This is a genomic window from Verrucosispora sp. TAA-831, from assembly GCF_050780145.1.
GTDB lineage: Bacteria > Actinomycetota > Actinomycetes > Mycobacteriales > Micromonosporaceae > Micromonospora.
Window position 1 is genome coordinate 2,235,615 of sequence record NZ_CP192240.1, and the last position, 17,385, is coordinate 2,252,999.

Here is a 17,385-nt window from a genome sequence, read left to right on the forward strand (position 1 = left end):
ATGTCCGCTGAGAACGGTCTGGCAGCTCGCCTCTACCGGGGCGAGGCCGGCCTCAACATCGTCGGCAAGCGCAAGATGTGGTTCACCATCGCCGCGGTGCTGGCGACGATCGCGCTGGCCAGCGTCATCTTCAACGGGTTCAAGCTCGGCATCGAGTTCGCCGGTGGCAACTCGTTCCAGATCCCGACCAGCGTCGGCACGCTCCAGGACGCCGAGGCGGCCACGCAGAACGCACTGTCGGCCCAGGGTGGCACGGTGGTCACCGCGCAGCAGGTCGGCGGCGGCAGCGGCAACTTCTACGAGCTGCGCACCACCGAGCTGAACGGCGAGCAGGTCCAGGCGGTCAAGACCACCCTGGGCCAGCAGTTCAACATCGACCCCGAGTCGATCAGCAGCAACCGGGTCAGCGAGGCGTGGGGCAGCCAGGTCACCAACCGGGCGCTGCTCGGTCTGGTCATCTTCATCGCGCTGGTCACCGTCTACCTGGTGCTGCGCTTCGAGCTGAACATGGCCATCGCGGCGATCTTCTCGCTGGTGATGAACCTGGTCCTCACCGCCGGCCTCTACTCGATCGTCGGCTTCGAGGTCACGCCGTCGACGATCGTCGGATTCCTCACCATCCTGGGCTTCGCCCTGTACGACGTGGTGGTGGTCTTCGACAAGGTGCAGGAGAACACCAGAGGGATCACCGCGAGCAACACCCAGACGTACGCCGAGGCAGCCAACCTGGCCGTCAACCAGAGCCTGATGCGGTCGATCAACACCTCGGTGGTCGCGCTGCTCCCGGTCGGCGGCATCCTCTTCATCGGTGCCGGCCTGCTCGGCGCGGGCACCCTGAAGGACCTCGGCCTGGTGCTCTTCGTCGGTATGGCGATGGCCTTCATCACCTCGATCACCCTGGCCACGCCGCTGCTGGTGGTGCTCAAGAACCGCGACCCGCGGATCGACGCGCACAACAAGCGGGTGCAGGCCCGGCGGGCCGGGACGACCCGGGACGCCGCGACGACCAAGGGCTCCCGCAAGGCGGAGTCGACCGAGACGACCGACACCGACGAGGAGCCGGTGACCGCCGAGGCGGGTGCGGCCCTGGCCGGTGCCGCCGCGCCGAAGGTGGGTGCGCGTCCGGCCGGCAAGCGCTCCGGTGGCGCCCGTGGCGGCCGCCCGAGCGGCGGTGGCGGCAACCGCCCGGGTGGCGGCAAACGGCGCTGACCGGGCCGGGACCGACCCGGTAGGGACGAACACGACGGCGTCCTGCATGCTGTGCGAACAGCGTGCAGGGCGCCGTTGTCTGGTGGAAGGGAACGGAAGCGTCGTGACGGAGACCCACAGCACCGCGGTACGCGGCGACAGCGGCCCGGAGACCGCCCGGCTGGTCGCCAGCCGGGTGCTGGACGTGCCCGACTTCCCGAAGCCGGGCGTCATGTTCAAGGACCTGATGCCGCTGTTCGCCGACGGAGAGACCTTCCGCACCGTGATCGACGGGATCGTCGCCCACCACGGGCGGGACTCCTTCGACACCGTGGTCGGCATCGAGGCGCGCGGCTTCGTGGTCGCCGCCGCGATCGCGTACGCGACCGGGGTCGGTGTGGTGCCGGTGCGCAAGGCCGGCAAGCTGCCCCGTCCCGCGTACGCCGCCTCCTACGAGCTGGAGTACGGCGAGGCGACGCTGGAGGTGCACCAGGACGCGTTCACCGCCGGGCACCGGGTGCTGGTGGTGGACGACGTACTCGCCACCGGCGGCACCGCCGCGGCGACCCTGGACCTGGTGGAACGGGCCGGCGGCACGGTCGCCGGTTTCACCGTGCTGCTGGAGCTCTCCTTCCTCGGCGGGCGGGCGAAACTGGCGCCGCGTCCCGTCCATGCCCTGCTGACCGTTTGAACCGACCCGCCCCCGGCGACGGAGGCGGCACGGTACGTCCGGCGGAGCGGCAGGGCACCGTCGGTGCGGGTAGCATTGCCCATTGCTGACCGGACGGTGAGCCGTTCGAGAGGCGCGAGAGACCAGACCGGCCGACGCACGGTCGGTTTCCCCGGCGAGCGGTGAGGAGGCCGGTGTCCCACGATGTCGTCCCTCCGGTGGAGGGCACGGTGCACCCGACAGGTGACGCGAACGGCTCGCTGACCGACCCCGACGGCGCCACACCGGCCGTGGCCGGGGTGCCCGGTACGGTACGCCCCAGCGCTGACGTGGCGGTCCCCAGCGCGGCCGACGGCGGGTCCGTCGCAGCCGCCGGTGACCCGTTGCCGAGCAGCGGGTTCGGGCTGTCCAACGCGCCCACCGGGCGACGGGTCCGGGCGAGGCTGGCGCGGTTCAACGCGCCGTGGCAGTCCTCCCAGGTCAGCGAGGTGTTGGAGCCGCTGATCTCGTCACACCGGGAGAACCACCCCAAGGCGGACGCCCGGCTGCTGCAACGTGCCTTCGACACCGCCGCGCGGTGGCACTCCGGTCAGTACCGCAAGTCCGGCGACCCGTACATCACCCACCCGCTGGCGGTGGCCACCATCCTGGCCAACCTGGGCATGGACACCACCACGCTGGTCGCCGCGCTGCTGCACGACACCATCGAGGACACCGAATACTCGCTGGACCAGATGCGCACCGACTTCGGCGGCGAGGTCGCGCTGCTGGTCGACGGCGTCACCAAGCTCGACAAGGTCAAGCTCGGCGACGCGGCGAAGGCCGAGACGATCCGCAAGATGGTCGTCGCCATGGCCAAGGACCCCCGCGTCCTGGTGATCAAGCTGGCCGACCGGCTGCACAACATGCGGACGCTCTCCTTCCTGCCCGCGCCGAAGCGGGAGCAGAAGGCCAAGGAGACGCTGGAGATCCTCGCCCCGCTGGCCCACCGCCTGGGTATGAACACCATCAAGTGGGAACTGGAGGACCTCGCGTTCGGGACGCTGTTCCCGAAGCGGTTCGAGGAGATCAACCGGCTGATCGGAGAGCACCAGCCGCAGCGCGAGGCGTTGCTGCGGCAGGTGACGCAGAAGGTCCAGGTCGACCTGAAGGCCGCCAAGATCAAGGCGGAGACGACGGGTCGGCCGAAGCACCTGTACTCGATCTACCAGAAGATGATCGTGCGGGGTCGGGACTTCAACGACATCTACGACCTGGTGGGTGTGCGGATCCTGGTCGACACGGTGCGGGACTGCTACGCCGCGTTGGGGGTGATCCACGCGAACTGGCAGCCGGTGCCGGGGCGGTTCAAGGACTACATCGCGATGCCCAAGTTCAACATGTACCAGTCGCTGCACACCACGGTGATCGGGCCGACCGGCAAGCCGGTGGAGATGCAGATCCGGACGTACGCGATGCACCGTACGGCGGAGTTCGGTATCGCGGCGCACTGGAAGTACAAGGAGAAGGGCACCCAGATCGTCGGGCCGCCGGCGCACATCGACGAGATGACGTGGCTGCGGCAGTTGCTGGACTGGCAGCGGGAGGCGGCGGACCCGAGCGAGTTCCTGGACGCGTTGCGGTTCGACCTGTCCAGCCAGGAGGTGTACGTCTTCACCCCGAAGGGCGACGTGATCCCGTTGCCGACGGGGTCGACGCCGGTGGACTTCGCGTACGCGGTGCACACCGAGGTGGGGCACAAGTGCATCGGGGCGCGGGTCAACGGCAAATTGGTGCCGTTGGAGTCGACGCTGTCCAACGGCGACGTGATCGAGATCTTCACCTCGAAGTCGGAGACGGCCGGGCCGACGCAGGACTGGTTGGGATTCGTCAAGAGCCCCCGGGCGCGGACGAAGATCCGGCAGTACTTCAACAAGGAGCGCCGCGAGGAGGCGATCGAGGAGGGCAAGGACGCGATCGTCAAGGCGATGCGCAAGCAGGGCATGCCGTTGCAGCGGATGCTCACCTCCGACAACCTGATGGCGATCGCCCGGGACCTGCACCTGGCCGATGTGGCGTCGCTGTACGCGGCGGTGGGGGACAGTCAGGTCTCCGCGCAGTCGGTGGTGCAGAAGCTGATGGCCACCTACGGCGGCGAGGAGGGCGCGGCCGAGGACATCGCCGAGACCGCCGTGGCCACCCGGCCGCCGCGCAGCCGGGCCTCCAGCCACGACCCGGGTGTGGTCGTACGCGGCGTCAGCGACGTCTGGATCAAGCTGGCCCGCTGCTGCACCCCGGTGCCGCCGGACACGGTGTTCGGCTTCGTGACGCGCTCCGGCGGGGTCAGCGTGCACCGCGACGACTGTGCCAACGCCGAGGATCTGCGCGCCCAGGGCGAACGGGTGGTCGAGGTGAGCTGGAAGCTCACCTCCGCCTCGACGTTCCTGGTCGCCATCCAGGTGGAGGCGCTGGACCGGCACAAGCTGCTGGCAGACGTCACCCGGGTGCTCTCCGAGGAGCGGGTCAACATCCTCTCCGCCACCGTCACCACCACCCGGGACCGGGTGGCGGTGAGCCGGTTCAGCTTCGAGATGGCCGACCCGAAGCACCTGGGGCACCTGCTGGCCGCCGTCCGCAAGGTCGACGGCGTCTTCGACGCCTACCGGGTGACCTCCGGCGCCTGACCGACCCGCCTCGTTCCGTCCCCGGGGACCCGGCGCCGCCGCTGTGGTCTCCGTCCCTCACGCCGCTGGCCTGGTCCCTGACGATTCCCGCCCGCGTCACCCACCCGCCGTCGTCCGTCCACCCGCGTCGCCCGCGCGTCGCCCCGCGCCCGACGCCCTCGCCTGCGCCCCGCGCGTCGCCTGCGTCGATCATGGACTTATGGCTGATCTTATGGGTGCTTTGTCCTCCTATGCGCCAGCCACAACTCCATGATCGCGGGGGCAGGGGGCAGGGGGCAGGGGGCAGGGGGCAGGGTAGGTGGCGGGTGGGGTGGGGGATGACGAAGCGCCCGTCGGCTGGGCCGACGGGCGCTTCGTGGTGTGCGGGGGAGCTCAGCCGGTGGGTGCGCTCATGGTGAGGTCGGTGATGACGATCTCCTTCTTGGGGTGACCGCCACCGGCCTGCTGGGCGAACGCGCCGTCGTCACCGGCCTTGGCGACGTCGTTGACGATGTCCATCCCGTCGGTGATCGTGCCGAGCACGGTGTAGTTCGGGTCCAGCGGCGAGTCGCCGTAGACGATGAAGAACTGGCTGCCCGTGCTGGCCGGCTGACCGGAGTTGGCCATCGCGATGACGCCGGCCTCGTACGGCGGACGCTTGTCGGTGGGCAGGTTCTCCTCCGGCATGCGGTAGGCCGGGCCGCCGGTGCCGTCGGTCTCCCGCCAGCCGTCGCCGGTGGAGCTCGGGTCACCGCACTGGAGCACCTTGATGCCCTCGGTCACCAGGCGGTGGCACTTGGTGTTGTCGAAGAAGTTCTGCTCGGCCAGGTGGGTGAAGCTGCCCGCGGTGCACGGCACGGCCGCCCGGTCGATGCGGGCCGTGATCGGACCGAGGTTGGTGGTGATCGTCATGGTCTGGGTGCCGACCCGGCTCTGCTCGGTGTCCGGCAGCCCGACGTCCTTGGTCGTCGGGGTCCGCTCACCCGCCGGGATCTCCACCCAGCCGCACTCCGCGGTGCTGCCGCCCTGGGCCGCGGTGTCGCCGCCGCTGTCGTCGCCGATCAGGTTGGTGGCGAGCCAGGCCGTGCCGGCGACCACCAGCAGCAGGACCACTCCGGCCCCGACCACCGCCTGGGTCTGGCGGCGCTTGCGCGCCCGCGTCGCCCGCTCGGCCATCTCCTTCTCGAGCCGGGCGCGGGCCGCCGCGCGCTGCCGCTCTCTGGTGGACGTCACGCCTCGATCCTCCTGGACTGTATGTGGATGCCGCTGCGGTGGGTGGAACCGCCGGGTGTCGCTCAGCCGGCGCTCGCGCTGGCCTCGGGTGCGCCGGAGGCCGCCGGGCTCGCCGTGCCGTTCGGCGTCGGCTCGGCCGGTGACGCCGGGTCCAGCCCCGGCTCGCCGACGGTCAGGCTCTGGATGACCACGTCGTCGTCCTTCGGCTTGACCTTCTCCCCAGCCTCATTCTCCACGGTCGGCAGGGCGCCGATCTTCTCCACCACGTCCAGGCCGCCGGTGACCCGGCCGATGACCGGGAAGGCCGGCTCGGCGGTGGTGAAGTCCTCGAAGAAGATCAGGAACTGGCTGCCGTTGGCGCCCGGCGGGTTGCTGATCATCGCCACCGTGCCCTTGGGGTACGTGGGCGGTGAGTCCGGCGACGGGCTGGGCGACGCCTCCGGCGCGGTCGGCACGTTCTCGTTGTGGAACGAGTACGACGGGCCGCCGAGGCCGGTGCCGCTCGGGTCGCCGCAGCGCACCGCCCCGTCGGCGGTGATCTCGTGGCACTTGGTGTCGTTGTAGAAGCCCTGCCCGGCCAGGTGGGCGATGCTCGCGGCGGCGCACGGGGCATTCGCCAGGTCCAGTTCGACCGAGATCGGGTCGCCCTGGTTGGTGGTGATCGTCATCGGCCGGGTGCCGGTCACCGGCAGACCGGTGGCGGCCGGTTCGCCGACCTGGCGGAGGTTCGGGTTGCCCTCGGTGTTCTGCGGGGTCCAGAGGCAGACCTCGTCGTTCGCGGTGTCCTGCGTCGGTTCGCGGTCGAAGGCGCCCAGCGCCCACGCCGAGCCGGCGACGACCAGCACGAGGATCAGGGCGGTACCGACACCGGCTCGAATGCGCCGACGGCGCCTGACGGTGGCGGCCCGGCGGGCCTGTTGCCGGTCGAGCTTGGCCCGCGCCAGTTTGCGCTGCCGGTCCCTGCTGGAAGCCACCCGTGCTCCCCTTTCCTCTACCCTGGTCGTCACCTGGTGGTCGCGTACCCGTCGGGCGGCAGGTGCGCCACGCCACACGCCCGCCAGAGTGTACGGGTACCGGCTGGGAAAGTCGTGTACGAGGTCGTTGCACATCCGCATCGGAGTCCGTCACTGCCCCCGCGTGCCGCGAGGACCGAGCGGTCCGGGTCCGCCGGGGACGCCGGTAGGCTGCTGGCGAGGACGACTCGACGGAAGGGGAGCGGACGTGCTCGTGGCCGGCTTTCCCGCGGACGCCTTCGGCACCAACTGCTATGTGGTCGCCGCCGCGCCGGGGGAGCAGTGCGTGGTGGTCGACCCCGGCATCGGGGTGATCGACCGGCTCGACGCTCTGCTCGCCGAGCACCGCCTGCACCCGGCGGCCGTCCTGCTCACCCACGGGCACCTCGACCACACCTTCTCCGTGGCGCCGGTGTGCGGGGCGCGTGGCATCACCGCGTACGTGCACCCGGCCGACCGGGAGATGCTGGCCGACCCGACGAAAGCCCTGTCGATGGACCTCACCCAGCTCTTCGGTGGCCGGCTGCCGTACGCCGAGCCGGAGGACGTCGCGGAACTGGCCGACGGCACGACGCTCAGCCTCGCCGGGTTGGAGATCACCGTCGACCACGCGCCGGGCCATACCGGCGGGTCGGTGCTGTTCCGGCTGCCCGGCGCCGGCTCGCCCTGGGAGGCGGAGCAGATCTGCCTCTCCGGTGACGTGCTGTTCGCCGGCTCGATCGGCCGCACCGACCTGGCCGGCGGCGACATGCCGACGATGGTCACCAGCCTGCGGGACAAGATCCTCCCACTCGCCGACGACACCGTCGTACTGCCCGGCCACGGCCCCACCACCACCATCGGCCGCGAGCGCGCCACCAATCCGTACCTCGTCGAGGTGGCCGGGATGGACGGCGGACGACCGGCGGCCCCCACCCGCGGCCTGTAGCCGCCGCGGACCAGGACCTCCCCGCGCCGCGCGCGGGTGCCGAAGGAGCATCATGAGCAAGCCCACGCCCATCTCCGGCTTCCCGGAGTGGACGCCCGCCCAGCGGATGATCGAGCAGTACGTCCTGGACCGGATCCGGTCCACCTTCGAGCTGTACGGCTTCGCGCCGCTGGAGACCCGGGCCGTCGAGCCGCTGGACCAGTTGCTGCGCAAGGGGGAGACCTCCAAGGAGGTCTACGTGATCCGGCGCCTACAGGGCGATCCGGAGGGTCCGGCCGGTGACGACACCCTCGGCCTGCACTTCGACCTGACCGTGCCGTTCGCCCGGTACGTGCTGGAGAACGCCGGCAAGCTCCAGTTCCCGTTCCGCCGCTACCAGATCCAGAAGGTGTGGCGGGGTGAGCGTCCGCAGGAGGGGCGGTACCGCGAGTTCCTCCAGGCCGACATCGACATCGTCGACCGGGACACCCTCGCCGGGCACCACGAGGCGGAGATGCCGCTGGTCATCGGCGACGCGCTGCGGGCGCTGCCGATCCCACCGGTCCGCATCCAGGTCAACAACCGCAAGATCTGCGAGGGCTTCTACCGGGGCATCGGGCTGACCGACCCCGAGGCGGCGCTGCGCGCGGTCGACAAACTCGACAAGATCGGCCCGGCCGGTGTGGCGGAGCTGCTGGCGACCACGGCCGGGGCGAGCGAGGCGCAGGCCAAGGCGTGCCTGGCGCTGGCCGAGATCTCCGCGCCGGACGCCTCGTTCGCCGACGCCGTCCGCGCGCTCGGGGTCGACGACCCGTTGCTGGACGAGGGCGTCGCGGAGCTGACCGCCGTGGTGGAGACCGCCGCCGCGCACTCGCCCGGCCTCTGCGTGGCCGACCTGCGCATCGCCCGGGGCCTGGACTACTACACCGGCACCGTGTACGAGACGCAGATGATCGGGTATGAGAAGTTCGGCTCGATCTGCTCCGGTGGCCGGTACGACAACCTGGCCAGCGCCGGGACCACCCGCTTCCCCGGAGTGGGCATCTCGATCGGGGTGACCCGGCTGCTCGGGCTGCTCTTCGGCGCCGAGGCGCTGACCGTGTCGCGAGAGGTGCCGACCTGCGTGCTGGTGGCGGTGACCAACGAGGAGCTGCGGGCCGACAGCAACCGGGTCGCCGAGGCGCTGCGGTCGCGGGGCGTACCCACCGAGGTGTCGCCGAGCGCGGCGAAGTTCGGCAAGCAGATCCGGTACGCGCAGCGGCGCGGCATCCCGTACGTCTGGTTCCCGGGCGCGGAGGGTGCCCCCGACGAGGTGAAGGACATCCGCTCCGGTGAGCAGGTCGTGGCGGCGGCGGGGGAGTGGGCGCCTCCTGCGGCGGACCTGCGACCGCTGGTGAGCTAGGCCGCGGGTGCGGACGTCGCTGGCTCTCTCGACGACGTCCACACCCGCGGCGGCTCGGATGCAAGGAAGGGCACGGATGTAAGGAGGGGGCCCTTCCTATACACGAGGCGTTAGGAGGGGACCCCTCCTTACCCTCACTCCAGGGGAAGCAGCAGACAGCTCGACGTGGCGTGCGCGACGAGGCGGGACTGCCCGTCGGTCAGCCGGGCCTCGGCCAGGGCGGTCCGCCGGCCGCGTTGCAGCACGGTGCCCTCGCAGCGCAGCGTCCCGGAACGGATGGTCACCGGGCGGAGGAACTTCACGTTCAGGTCCAGCGAGGTGTAGCCCACACCGACCGGCAGCGTGGTGTGCACGGCGCACGCGGCGGCGGTGTCCAGCAGCGTGGAGAGCACGCCGCCGTGCACGGTGCCGAGCGGGTTGTAGTGGAACTCCTGCGGCTCCAGCTCGACGACGACCCGGCCCTCATCGGCCTCCATCCGGGACATGTCGATCAGGTGCATCACCGGCGGAGCGGCCAGCTCTCCGGCGATCATCGCGCGGAGCAGTTCCAGTCCGCTGCGCCGGCCGACCTGGGCGGCGTTCAGGCCCGGGTCGGACCAGGAGAAGGTACGGCTGCGCGTCGCACCCTGCGTCTGCGTCATGGACGCAGCCTGGCAGTGCTTGCTGGGTCTGTCAATCAGACCTAGCCTGGCGAGTATGAGACCCGTGGCCCTGGACTGGTCGATCGACAACTGCACGGTCGCCCGCGCCATGGAGATCCTCGGCGAGAAGTGGACCCTGGTGGTGCTCCGCGAGGTGTTCAGCGGGGTCCGCCGCTTCGACGACATGCGGGTACGCACGGGCGTACCTCGGCAGGTGCTGACCAACCGGCTGGCCACACTCGTCGCGCAGGGGGTGCTGCGGCGCGAGCCGTACCGCGAGCCGGGCAGTCGGCTGCGGCACGAGTACCGGCTCACCGCCAAGGGAATGGACCTGTGGCCGGTGCTGGTCACCGTGCTGGCCTGGGGGGACCGCTACCTCGCCGACCCGGAGGGGCCACCGTTGAGCGTCGGACACCGCGACTGCGGCGCCGAGATCCGGGCGGAACTGCGCTGCGCGGACGGGCACCACGTCACCGAGCCGCGTGACGTGGTGCCGCGTCCGGGGCCGGGTGCCCGTCGACGGTGACACCCGGCCGGTCACCGGCGGTGAGGCCGGACCGGTGTCCGGCGGTGGGGCCCGGCGCGGGTTCCGGTGCTGCCGCCGGGCGGTCTCCGGTGGCTACCAGGCGAAGCCGGCGGGGTAGGAGACGTTCGCCAGGACCTGTTGGCCGCCGGCGTTCGGGTGGAAGTAGTCCCAGCCGGAGAGCTGGGAGAGGGCGAACGGGTAGCCGAAGACGGCGTTGCCGTCGTACCGGCAGTTCGAGCCGTACGCGGCACAGGCCGCCGCGAGCTGGCCGTTGAAGTCGACCACCCGCTGCCGGACCCGGTTGCGTCGGTCCACGTCGGCCTGGGCGGTGGAGGTCGGGTTGGCCAGCAGCGACTGGCAGATCCCGAACAACGACCAGGCGGTACGCGCGCTGCCGCTGTCCTTGCCGACCGTCCAGAGTCGGTGCACGTCGGGGATGCTGATCACGAAGACCCGGGCGTTCGGCAGCCCGGACTTGAGCCGGTTCAGCGCGGAGTCGATGTTGGCCCGGAAGGTGGACACCGAGGTCATGCTCGACTCCGAGCCGGTGCAGGCGTCGTTCGCGCCGATCAGGATCGTCACGTACCCGGCTCCCTGGCTGACCGCGGTGGCGGCCTGGTCGCTCAGGTCGGCGGACTTCGCGCCGGTGCGGGCAGCGTTGTGGTTGCGGCCGTTGATCGCCGGTTCGGCCCGGCGGATCCGCAGGTAGTGGCTGTTGACCGTGGAGTCGTCGCCGGTGCTGAACGATCGGCTGGTGCAGTCGACGTACCACCCGCAGGCGTTGAAGCCCCGGGTGATCGAGTCGCCGAGGCTGGCCATCGAGGTCGGTGCCGGGCCGGGTGCGGCCAGGGCGGGCGCGGTGGCGAGCAGAACGAACGCGGTGACGCCGGCAAGGGTGGCCAGCGCGCGTCGGACGAGGGTCATGGTGGCCTCCGGTTCACGGTTGCCGGGTGGCGGCGGTGACCAGAGCGTATAGACGACCGTCTGTGTCCACAATGTTGCGCAGCGATTACTTCGAGGCGGTTGGTCGATTCGGCCGGAGTCGGGGCTTGTTGACGATCTTAAATGTGTGAATACTTTCCCTCGCTCGGCCATTTCCCCAGGTGGCCGAGTTGCCCCCGCTCCTGTCGACGTGACAGGGCATGAAACCCCCTACCGGGAGGCTGTTACATGCGACCCACAAGGTCAATGCTTCGCCGCGTCGGTTCCGTCGCCGCCGCCGGAACTCTCGTCGCCGGCGTACTGGCCGGCGCGCCGGCCCACGCGGCGCCCGCGTCCGCCACACCCGACGCCGCGGCGGCCCTCGCCGACCGCCTCGGTGACCGCGCGGCCGGCGCCTACGCCGACGCCAGCGGCACCATGGTCGTCGCGGTGACCGACGCCGTCGCGGCCCGCCAGGTGGCCGCCGCCGGTGCGACCCCCAAGCTGGTCAAGCGAGGCGCGGCCGAGCTGGACCGGGCCACCGCCGCGCTGGAGCGCTCCGCCGCGATCCCGGGCACCGCCTGGTGGACCGACCCGGCCACCAACCAGGTCGTCGTCTCCGTCGACAGCACCGTCACCGGGGCCAAGCTGGAGCGGGTCAAGGCCGCCGCCGCGCGCACCAACGGCGCCGTCCGCATCGAGGCCGAGGCCGGCGTGCTCAGCACCCGCATCTCCGGTGGCGAGGCGATCTACGCACAGGGCGGCGGGCGCTGCTCGCTCGGCTTCAACGTGCGTGCCGGCAGCACCTACTACTTCGTGACCGCCGGCCACTGCACCAACATCGCCGCGAACTGGTACAGCAACTCGGCGCAGACCTCGCTGCTCGGCTCGCGCACCGGCAGCGTCTTCCCGGGCAGCGACTACGGCATCGTCCGGTACGCCAACCAGAGCGTCGTGCAGCCGGGCAACGTCTACCTCTACAACGGCACCTACCGGGAGATCACCGCCTCCGGCAGCGCGTACGTCGGGCAGTCGGCGCAGCGTTCCGGCAGCACCACCGGCGTCCGCAGTGGCTCGGTGACCGCCCTCAACGCCACCGTCAACTACGCCGAGGGCCAGGTGCGCGGCCTGATCCGGACCAACATCTGCGCCCAGCCGGGTGACAGCGGCGGCTCGCTGTTCAGCGGCACCATCGCGCTCGGCCTGACCTCCGGCGGCAGCGGCAACTGCAGCATCGGCGGCACCACGTTCTTCCAGCCGATCGGACCGGTGCTGAGCCGGTACGGGGTCAGCGTCTACTGATCCGTACTCGGGTACCTGACCTTCTCCTCCGCCAGCGGGCCGCCGGATTCCTCCTCCGGCGGCCCGCCCGGCTTGCGCGTGAAAGGAAGGGCACCTTGTTAACGCCTGCGGTAGAGCACGGGTCCCCTGCTAACGCTGCCGGCGCGCTGCTGTTGGCAGGGGACCCCTGCTATGCACGAGGCGGTAGCAGGGGGCCCTTCCTTGCACACCCGGGGAACGAGAGCGGGTGCGGGCTGACAGAATGCCGGGAGCAACGGACGTAGAGCCAGACGAGGGAGACGCACGTCGTGATCCGTACCCATGACGCCGGCAGCCTGCGCGCGACGGACGCCGGCACCACGGTGACGCTCGCCGGGTGGGTGGCCCGCCGGCGCGACCACGGCGGTGTCATCTTCGTCGACCTGCGCGACGCCACCGGCGTGGTCCAGGTCGTCTTCCGTGCGGAGGATGCGCACGCGCTGCGCAACGAGTACTGCGTCAAGGTCGTCGGTGAGGTCACCCGCCGCCCGGAGGGCAACGAGAACCCGGAACTGCCCACCGGCGAGATCGAGGTGACCGCCGTCGAGCTGGACGTGCTCTCCGAGGCCGCCCCGCTGCCGCTGCCGATCGACGACCAGGTGGTGGCCGGCGACGACGTCCGTCTCAAGTACCGCTACCTCGACCTGCGCCGGGGCGGCCCGGCCCGGGCGATGCGCCTGCGGTCCCGGGCCAACCAGCTCGCCCGTGGTGTGCTGCACGAGCGGGACTTCCTGGAGATCGAGACGCCGACGCTGACCCGGTCCACCCCGGAGGGCGCCCGCGACTTCCTGGTTCCGGTCCGCCTGCAACCCGGTAGCTGGTACGCGCTGCCGCAGTCGCCGCAGCTGTTCAAGCAGCTCCTCATGGTCGGCGGCATGGAGCGGTATTACCAGATCGCCCGCTGCTACCGCGACGAGGACTTCCGGGCCGACCGGCAGCCGGAGTTCACCCAGCTCGACATCGAGATGTCCTTCGTCACCGAGGACGACGTCATCGACCTCGGTGAGGAGATCGCCGCCGCCCTCTGGTCCGACCTGGCCGGGTACGAGATCCCCCGGCCGATCCCGCGGATCACCTGGCACGACGCCCTGGCCCGGTACGGCTCGGACAAGCCGGACCTGCGCTACGGCGTGGAGCTGACCGAGCTGACCGACTACCTGCGCGGCACCCAGTTCCGGGTCTTCGCCGGGGCGATCGACGCGGGCGGCTACGTCGGCGCGGTGGTGATGCCCGGCGGGGCGAGCCAGACCCGCAAGGAACTGGACGGCTGGCAGGACTGGGCCAAGGCGCGCGGTGCCAAGGGGCTGGCCTACGTGGTGCTGGACGCCGAGACCGGTGAGCCGCGCGGACCGGTGGCGAAGAACCTCTCCGCCGAGCACCTGGCCGGGCTGGCCGACGCGGTCGGCGCCAAGCCGGGCGACGCCGTCTTCTTCGCGGCCGGTCCGGAGGCCCGTGAGGCACAGGAGCTGCTCGGCGCGGCCCGGATCGAGATCGCCAAGCGGGCCGGCCTGGTCGACGAGAGCGCCTGGGCGTTCTGCTGGGTGGTGGACGCCCCCATGTTCGAGAAGACGGACGACGGTGGCTGGACGGCCGTGCACCACCCGTTCACCTCGCCGAACGCCGAGTGGGTCGACCGCTTCGAGGAGGCACCGGACCGGGCGCTGGCCTACGCGTACGACATCGTCTGCAACGGCAACGAGATCGGCGGCGGCTCGATCCGTATCCACCGCCGCGACGTGCAGCAGCGGGTCTTCGACCTGCTCGGCATCACGCCGGAGGAGGCGCAGGACAAGTTCGGCTTCCTGTTGGAGGCGTTCAGCTACGGCCCGCCGCCGCACGGCGGCATCGCGTTCGGCTGGGACCGGGTCTGCATGCTGCTGGCCGGGGTCGACTCGATCCGCGAGGTCATCGCCTTCCCGAAGACGCGCGGCGGCTTCGACCCGCTGACCGGCGCGCCCACCCCGATCACCGGGCAGCAGCGCACCGAGGCCGGCATCGACGCCAAGCCCAAGCCCGCCCAGGTCCCGCACACCGGCACCGCCGGCCCGGCCGCCCCGGTCGCCGACCCCACCTGACCGACACCGCGTGCGGTCGGCGGGCCAGCAGCCCGCCGACCGCGCGCCTGCGTCGCGGGCCGTCGGTGTGTCGCGCCCCGGCAGCGGTACGTCTGGACTCGACCCGCGCGGCCACGCTGCTGCGGACGCGGTTGCGGGGCGTCACCGAGCTGCTCTCCACCTGAGCCCGGCCCGGGTGCACAGTTTCTATGCACAGAACTTGTGCATAGAAACTGTGCACGGCTACCGTGTGGTCATGGGAGACGTGCGGAAGCCGGCACCGCGACGGGTGCACATCGATCACCGACAGGTCCGGGCGTTGGCACACCCGCTGCGCAACCGGCTGCTCGGTGCGCTTCGGGTGAAGGGGGCGGCGACCGCCACCACCCTCGCCGACCTGCTGGACACCAACACCGGCGCGACCAGCTACCACCTACGCCAGTTGGCCGAGGTCGGCCTGGTCGTCGAGGAGCCCGACCGGGGTAGCGGGCGGCAACGCTGGTGGCGGGCCGCGCACGACGTCACGAGCTTCGAGAGCACCGACTTCGACGACGACCCGGACGCCCGGGCCGCGATCGAGTGGATCCAGGCCGATCAGGTGCGACTGTTCGTCGAGCAGGCGGAGCGGTGGTTCGCGGTACGCGACAGGTGGTCGCCGGAGTGGCGGGAGGCCTTCGGCATGAGCGACGTCTTCATGACCATCCCCGCCAGCCGGCTGAAGGAACTCCAGGCCGAGCTGTTGCAGATCCTCCAGCGCTACCACGCCGAGGCGGACCCGGACGCGCCCGGCGCCGAGCAGGTGCAGGTGGTGCTGGCCAGCCACCCGCTGTCGATGGGGACGAAGCAGTGACCAGCGACCTGTCCGTTCTCCAGATCCGCCGTCGTTTCCTGGTCCTGCACGGGCTCCGGTGGCTTCCGGTCGGCCTGATGATCCCGGTGATCATCCTGCTCATGCAGGAGCGGGGCCTGACCCTGACCCAGATCGGGTTGGCCGTCGCGGCCCAGGGGGTGGTGGTGCTCGCCCTGGAGTTGCCGACGGGCGGTTTCGCCGACGCGCTGGGCAGTCGGCCGGTGCTGGTGGTGGCGAACGTGGTCGGCCTGGCGTCGCTGGCCCTGCTGGTGGTCGCCGACTCCGTCGCCCTGCTGGTCGCCGTCTGGGCGTTGCAGGGTGTGTTCCGGGCCCTGGACAGCGGCCCGTTGGAGTCCTGGTACGTCAACAGCACGCTCGCCGTCGACCCCGATGCCGCGTACGAGAAGGGGCTCGGCCAGGGTGGCACGGTCCTCGGCCTGTCCATGGCGGCCGGGGCGCTGCTCAGCGGTGGGCTGGTGGCGCTGGGGCCGGTGGGCCCGGTCAGCGCGCTCACCACGCCGATCGTGGTCGCGGTCCTGTTGCAGGCCGTCGCCCTGGTGGCGTTGCTGACGTTGCTGGCGGAGCGGCGTCCGGTGGCCGGTGCCGGCGCGCTGCGGTCCTCGGTCCGTGCGGCACCGCGCATGGTGGGTGAGGCCTTCGGCCTGCTGCGTCGGTCCCGGGTGCTGCTCGCGCTGGTGGCGGTCGAGCTGTTCTGGGGCTTCGGCACGATGACCTTCGAGGGACTGTTGCCGGTCCGGCTCGCCGAGGTGGTGGGGGACGGCGACCGCGCCGCCGCCCTGCTCGGTCCGGCCAACACCGTGGCCTGGCTGGCGTCCGCGGGGGGCGCGGCGCTCACCCCGCTGCTGATCCGCCGGTTGGGGGCCGCACCCGGTGCCGCCCTGCTCCGGATCGTGCAGGGGGTCACGGTCGTCGGTATGGCCCTGTTCGCGGGCCCGGTCGGTGTGCTGGTCGCCTTCATCGCCTGCTACGCCGTGCACGGCGCGTCGAACCCGCTGCACATGGGACTGCTGCACCGGCAGGTGGACGGGCCCTACCGCAACAGCGTGATCTCGGTGAACTCGATGGTCGCCATGCCGGCGGGGGCGTTGGGCGGGGTGGTGCTCGGTCTCGTCGGCGATCGGGCCGGGGTGGGCACGGCGATGCTGGTCGGCGCGGTGGTGCTGGCCGTGGCCGCGCCGCTCTACCTGCCGGCCTGGCGGGCCGCCCGGGCGTCCGCCGACGCGGCGAGCCGGACCGAGGTGAGCGGGAAGCTGCCGGTGTAGCCGAGCCGCCGGTACAACCGGATCGCCCCGACGTTGTCCGGATAGACGCCCAACGCCACCGTGTCGTACCGCGCGGACAGCGTGCGGGTCAGGCCGGCGGTCAGCGCCGCGCCCAGACCCCGGTTGCGCCGCGTCGGGGAGACCACCAGCCCGGCGAGGAAGCCGACCTCGCCCCGGGTCCGGTCCGCCCCGGCGGCGATCAGCCGGTCGCCGTCGCGGATGCCGTACCAGTCGACGATTCCGGCGCCACCGGGCCGCGCCGTACTGGTCGGGAACGCCTCGTCGATCAGCGCGGTCAGCGCCGGGTGGTCCGCCGCGCTCAGGCGGACCACCCGCTCCTCGCCGGACTGCGGCGGCGGCGCGCCGGTCGTCCAGAGGAAGTCCCAGTCCTGGTACGCCGCCCCGGCCGTACCGGCGCGGTCGGTGGCGGGATCCAGCCGGGGCAGGTGCGCCCACTGGCCCGCGTCGAGCAGCCGCTCCTCGGCGAGCGCGCCGACCAGTTCGACGGCCGCGCCCGGCACCCCGACGGCGGCACAGACCGTCGACTCCGTCGACGACCGCAGCCAGCACACCGCCCCGTCGTGCCGCCAGCCGCGCACCGGAGCGTGTCGCGGCACCGTGTGCCGGAAGAAGGGATGGTGGTCCACGGCGGCCAGGATCGCCTCCCGGCCGACCAGGGCCTCGGCAGCGATGATCACGGGAACAGCCTAGGTGGGGGCGCTACGGGGTGACTCC

General features: G+C 71.5%; 14 protein-coding genes and 1 pseudogene. 10 read left to right on the forward strand and 5 right to left on the reverse strand.

The annotated features are described in order from the left end of the window. The 3 genes from secF (at window position 1) to ACQVFL_RS10165 (ending at window position 4,521) form a co-directional block, all read left to right on the forward strand. Complete coding sequence (gene secF, locus ACQVFL_RS10155; RefSeq protein WP_396698867.1) at window positions 1–1,209, forward strand: protein translocase subunit SecF; 1,209 nt, start codon at window positions 1–3, stop codon at window positions 1,207–1,209. Window positions 1,210–1,312: 103 nt separating this feature from the next. Next, on the forward strand, window positions 1,313–1,879 hold the full coding sequence (locus ACQVFL_RS10160; RefSeq protein ID WP_350695032.1) for an adenine phosphoribosyltransferase: 567 nt from the start codon (window positions 1,313–1,315) through the stop codon (window positions 1,877–1,879). Window positions 1,880–2,076: 197 nt separating this feature from the next. After that, entirely contained in the window at window positions 2,077–4,521 is a 2,445-nt protein-coding gene (locus ACQVFL_RS10165; RefSeq protein WP_396698958.1) for a RelA/SpoT family protein, read from the forward strand. A 372-nt stretch (window positions 4,522–4,893) separates the two neighbouring features. On the opposite strand, the gene ACQVFL_RS10170 is transcribed toward ACQVFL_RS10165, so the two are convergent. Continuing rightward, entirely contained in the window at window positions 4,894–5,733 is an 840-nt protein-coding gene (locus ACQVFL_RS10170; RefSeq protein ID WP_396698869.1) for a peptidylprolyl isomerase, read from the reverse strand. Window positions 5,734–5,795: 62 nt separating this feature from the next. Then, the gene (locus tag ACQVFL_RS10175) at window positions 5,796–6,707 is read right to left on the reverse strand and encodes a peptidylprolyl isomerase (protein ID WP_396698871.1); all 912 of its coding nucleotides are present in this window, start codon (window positions 6,705–6,707) and stop codon (window positions 5,796–5,798) included. Window positions 6,708–6,954: 247 nt separating this feature from the next. Here ACQVFL_RS10175 and ACQVFL_RS10180 point away from each other — a divergent pair, with 247 nt between their 5' ends. Then, window positions 6,955–7,674: an MBL fold metallo-hydrolase gene (locus ACQVFL_RS10180; protein ID WP_396698872.1), complete on the forward strand. Its 720-nt coding sequence runs from the start codon at window positions 6,955–6,957 to the stop codon at window positions 7,672–7,674. Between the two features lie 52 nt (window positions 7,675–7,726). Beyond that, window positions 7,727–9,055, forward strand: a complete 1,329-nt coding sequence (gene hisS / locus ACQVFL_RS10185) for a histidine--tRNA ligase (protein WP_431729233.1) — start codon at window positions 7,727–7,729, stop codon at window positions 9,053–9,055. Between the two features lie 134 nt (window positions 9,056–9,189). Here the strand turns inward: hisS and ACQVFL_RS10190 are convergent, their stop codons facing one another. Next, window positions 9,190–9,696, reverse strand: a complete 507-nt coding sequence (locus ACQVFL_RS10190) for a PaaI family thioesterase (RefSeq protein WP_431729234.1) — start codon at window positions 9,694–9,696, stop codon at window positions 9,190–9,192. Between the two features lie 55 nt (window positions 9,697–9,751). Here ACQVFL_RS10190 and ACQVFL_RS10195 point away from each other — a divergent pair, with 55 nt between their 5' ends. Next, the gene (locus ACQVFL_RS10195; protein WP_396698878.1) at window positions 9,752–10,222 is read left to right on the forward strand and encodes a winged helix-turn-helix transcriptional regulator; all 471 of its coding nucleotides are present in this window, start codon (window positions 9,752–9,754) and stop codon (window positions 10,220–10,222) included. A gap of 93 nt (window positions 10,223–10,315) precedes the next feature. On the opposite strand, the gene ACQVFL_RS10200 is transcribed toward ACQVFL_RS10195, so the two are convergent. Continuing rightward, window positions 10,316–11,146 carry an SGNH/GDSL hydrolase family protein gene (locus ACQVFL_RS10200; RefSeq protein ID WP_396698880.1) on the reverse strand — a complete coding sequence of 277 codons (831 nt, stop codon included), beginning with the start codon at window positions 11,144–11,146 and terminating at the stop codon, window positions 10,316–10,318. Window positions 11,147–11,392: 246 nt separating this feature from the next. On the opposite strand from ACQVFL_RS10200, the gene ACQVFL_RS10205 reads away from it, so the two are divergent. From ACQVFL_RS10205 to ACQVFL_RS10220, 4 genes and pseudogenes are all read left to right on the forward strand, one after another. Next, window positions 11,393–12,445 (forward strand): S1 family peptidase, encoded by a 1,053-nt coding sequence (locus ACQVFL_RS10205; protein ID WP_396698882.1) that lies wholly within the window; start codon window positions 11,393–11,395, stop codon window positions 12,443–12,445. A 287-nt stretch (window positions 12,446–12,732) separates the two neighbouring features. Beyond that, window positions 12,733–14,538: an aspartate--tRNA ligase gene (aspS, locus tag ACQVFL_RS10210; protein WP_431729235.1), complete on the forward strand. Its 1,806-nt coding sequence runs from the start codon at window positions 12,733–12,735 to the stop codon at window positions 14,536–14,538. A 235-nt stretch (window positions 14,539–14,773) separates the two neighbouring features. After that, complete coding sequence (locus tag ACQVFL_RS10215) at window positions 14,774–15,367, forward strand: helix-turn-helix domain-containing protein (protein ID WP_396698886.1); 594 nt, start codon at window positions 14,774–14,776, stop codon at window positions 15,365–15,367. After that, window positions 15,364–16,611 (forward strand): annotated as a pseudogene (locus ACQVFL_RS10220) (MFS transporter); the annotation flags it as partial. The gene ACQVFL_RS10215 and the pseudogene ACQVFL_RS10220, both read left to right, overlap by 4 nt. Here the strand turns inward: ACQVFL_RS10220 and ACQVFL_RS10225 are convergent. After that, entirely contained in the window at window positions 16,569–17,348 is a 780-nt protein-coding gene (locus ACQVFL_RS10225) for a GNAT family N-acetyltransferase (RefSeq protein WP_396698890.1), read from the reverse strand. The pseudogene ACQVFL_RS10220 and the gene ACQVFL_RS10225 overlap by 43 nt on opposite strands. Window positions 17,349–17,385 lie beyond the last annotated feature (37 nt).

What these genes read in the sequence shown, in the direction of transcription:
- secF (WP_396698867.1), top strand. Translation starts at nt 1, where the DNA reads ATGTCCGCTGAGAACGGTCTGGCAGCTCGCCTCTACCGGGGCGAGGCC.
- hisS (WP_431729233.1), top strand. Translation starts at nt 7,727, where the DNA reads ATGAGCAAGCCCACGCCCATCTCCGGCTTCCCGGAGTGGACGCCCGCC.
- ACQVFL_RS10190 (WP_431729234.1), bottom strand. Translation starts at nt 9,696, where the DNA reads ATGACGCAGACGCAGGGTGCGACGCGCAGCCGTACCTTCTCCTGGTCC.
- ACQVFL_RS10195 (WP_396698878.1), top strand. Translation starts at nt 9,752, where the DNA reads ATGAGACCCGTGGCCCTGGACTGGTCGATCGACAACTGCACGGTCGCC.
- ACQVFL_RS10200 (WP_396698880.1), bottom strand. Translation starts at nt 11,146, where the DNA reads ATGACCCTCGTCCGACGCGCGCTGGCCACCCTTGCCGGCGTCACCGCG.
- ACQVFL_RS10205 (WP_396698882.1), top strand. Translation starts at nt 11,393, where the DNA reads ATGCGACCCACAAGGTCAATGCTTCGCCGCGTCGGTTCCGTCGCCGCC.
- ACQVFL_RS10215 (WP_396698886.1), top strand. Translation starts at nt 14,774, where the DNA reads ATGGGAGACGTGCGGAAGCCGGCACCGCGACGGGTGCACATCGATCAC.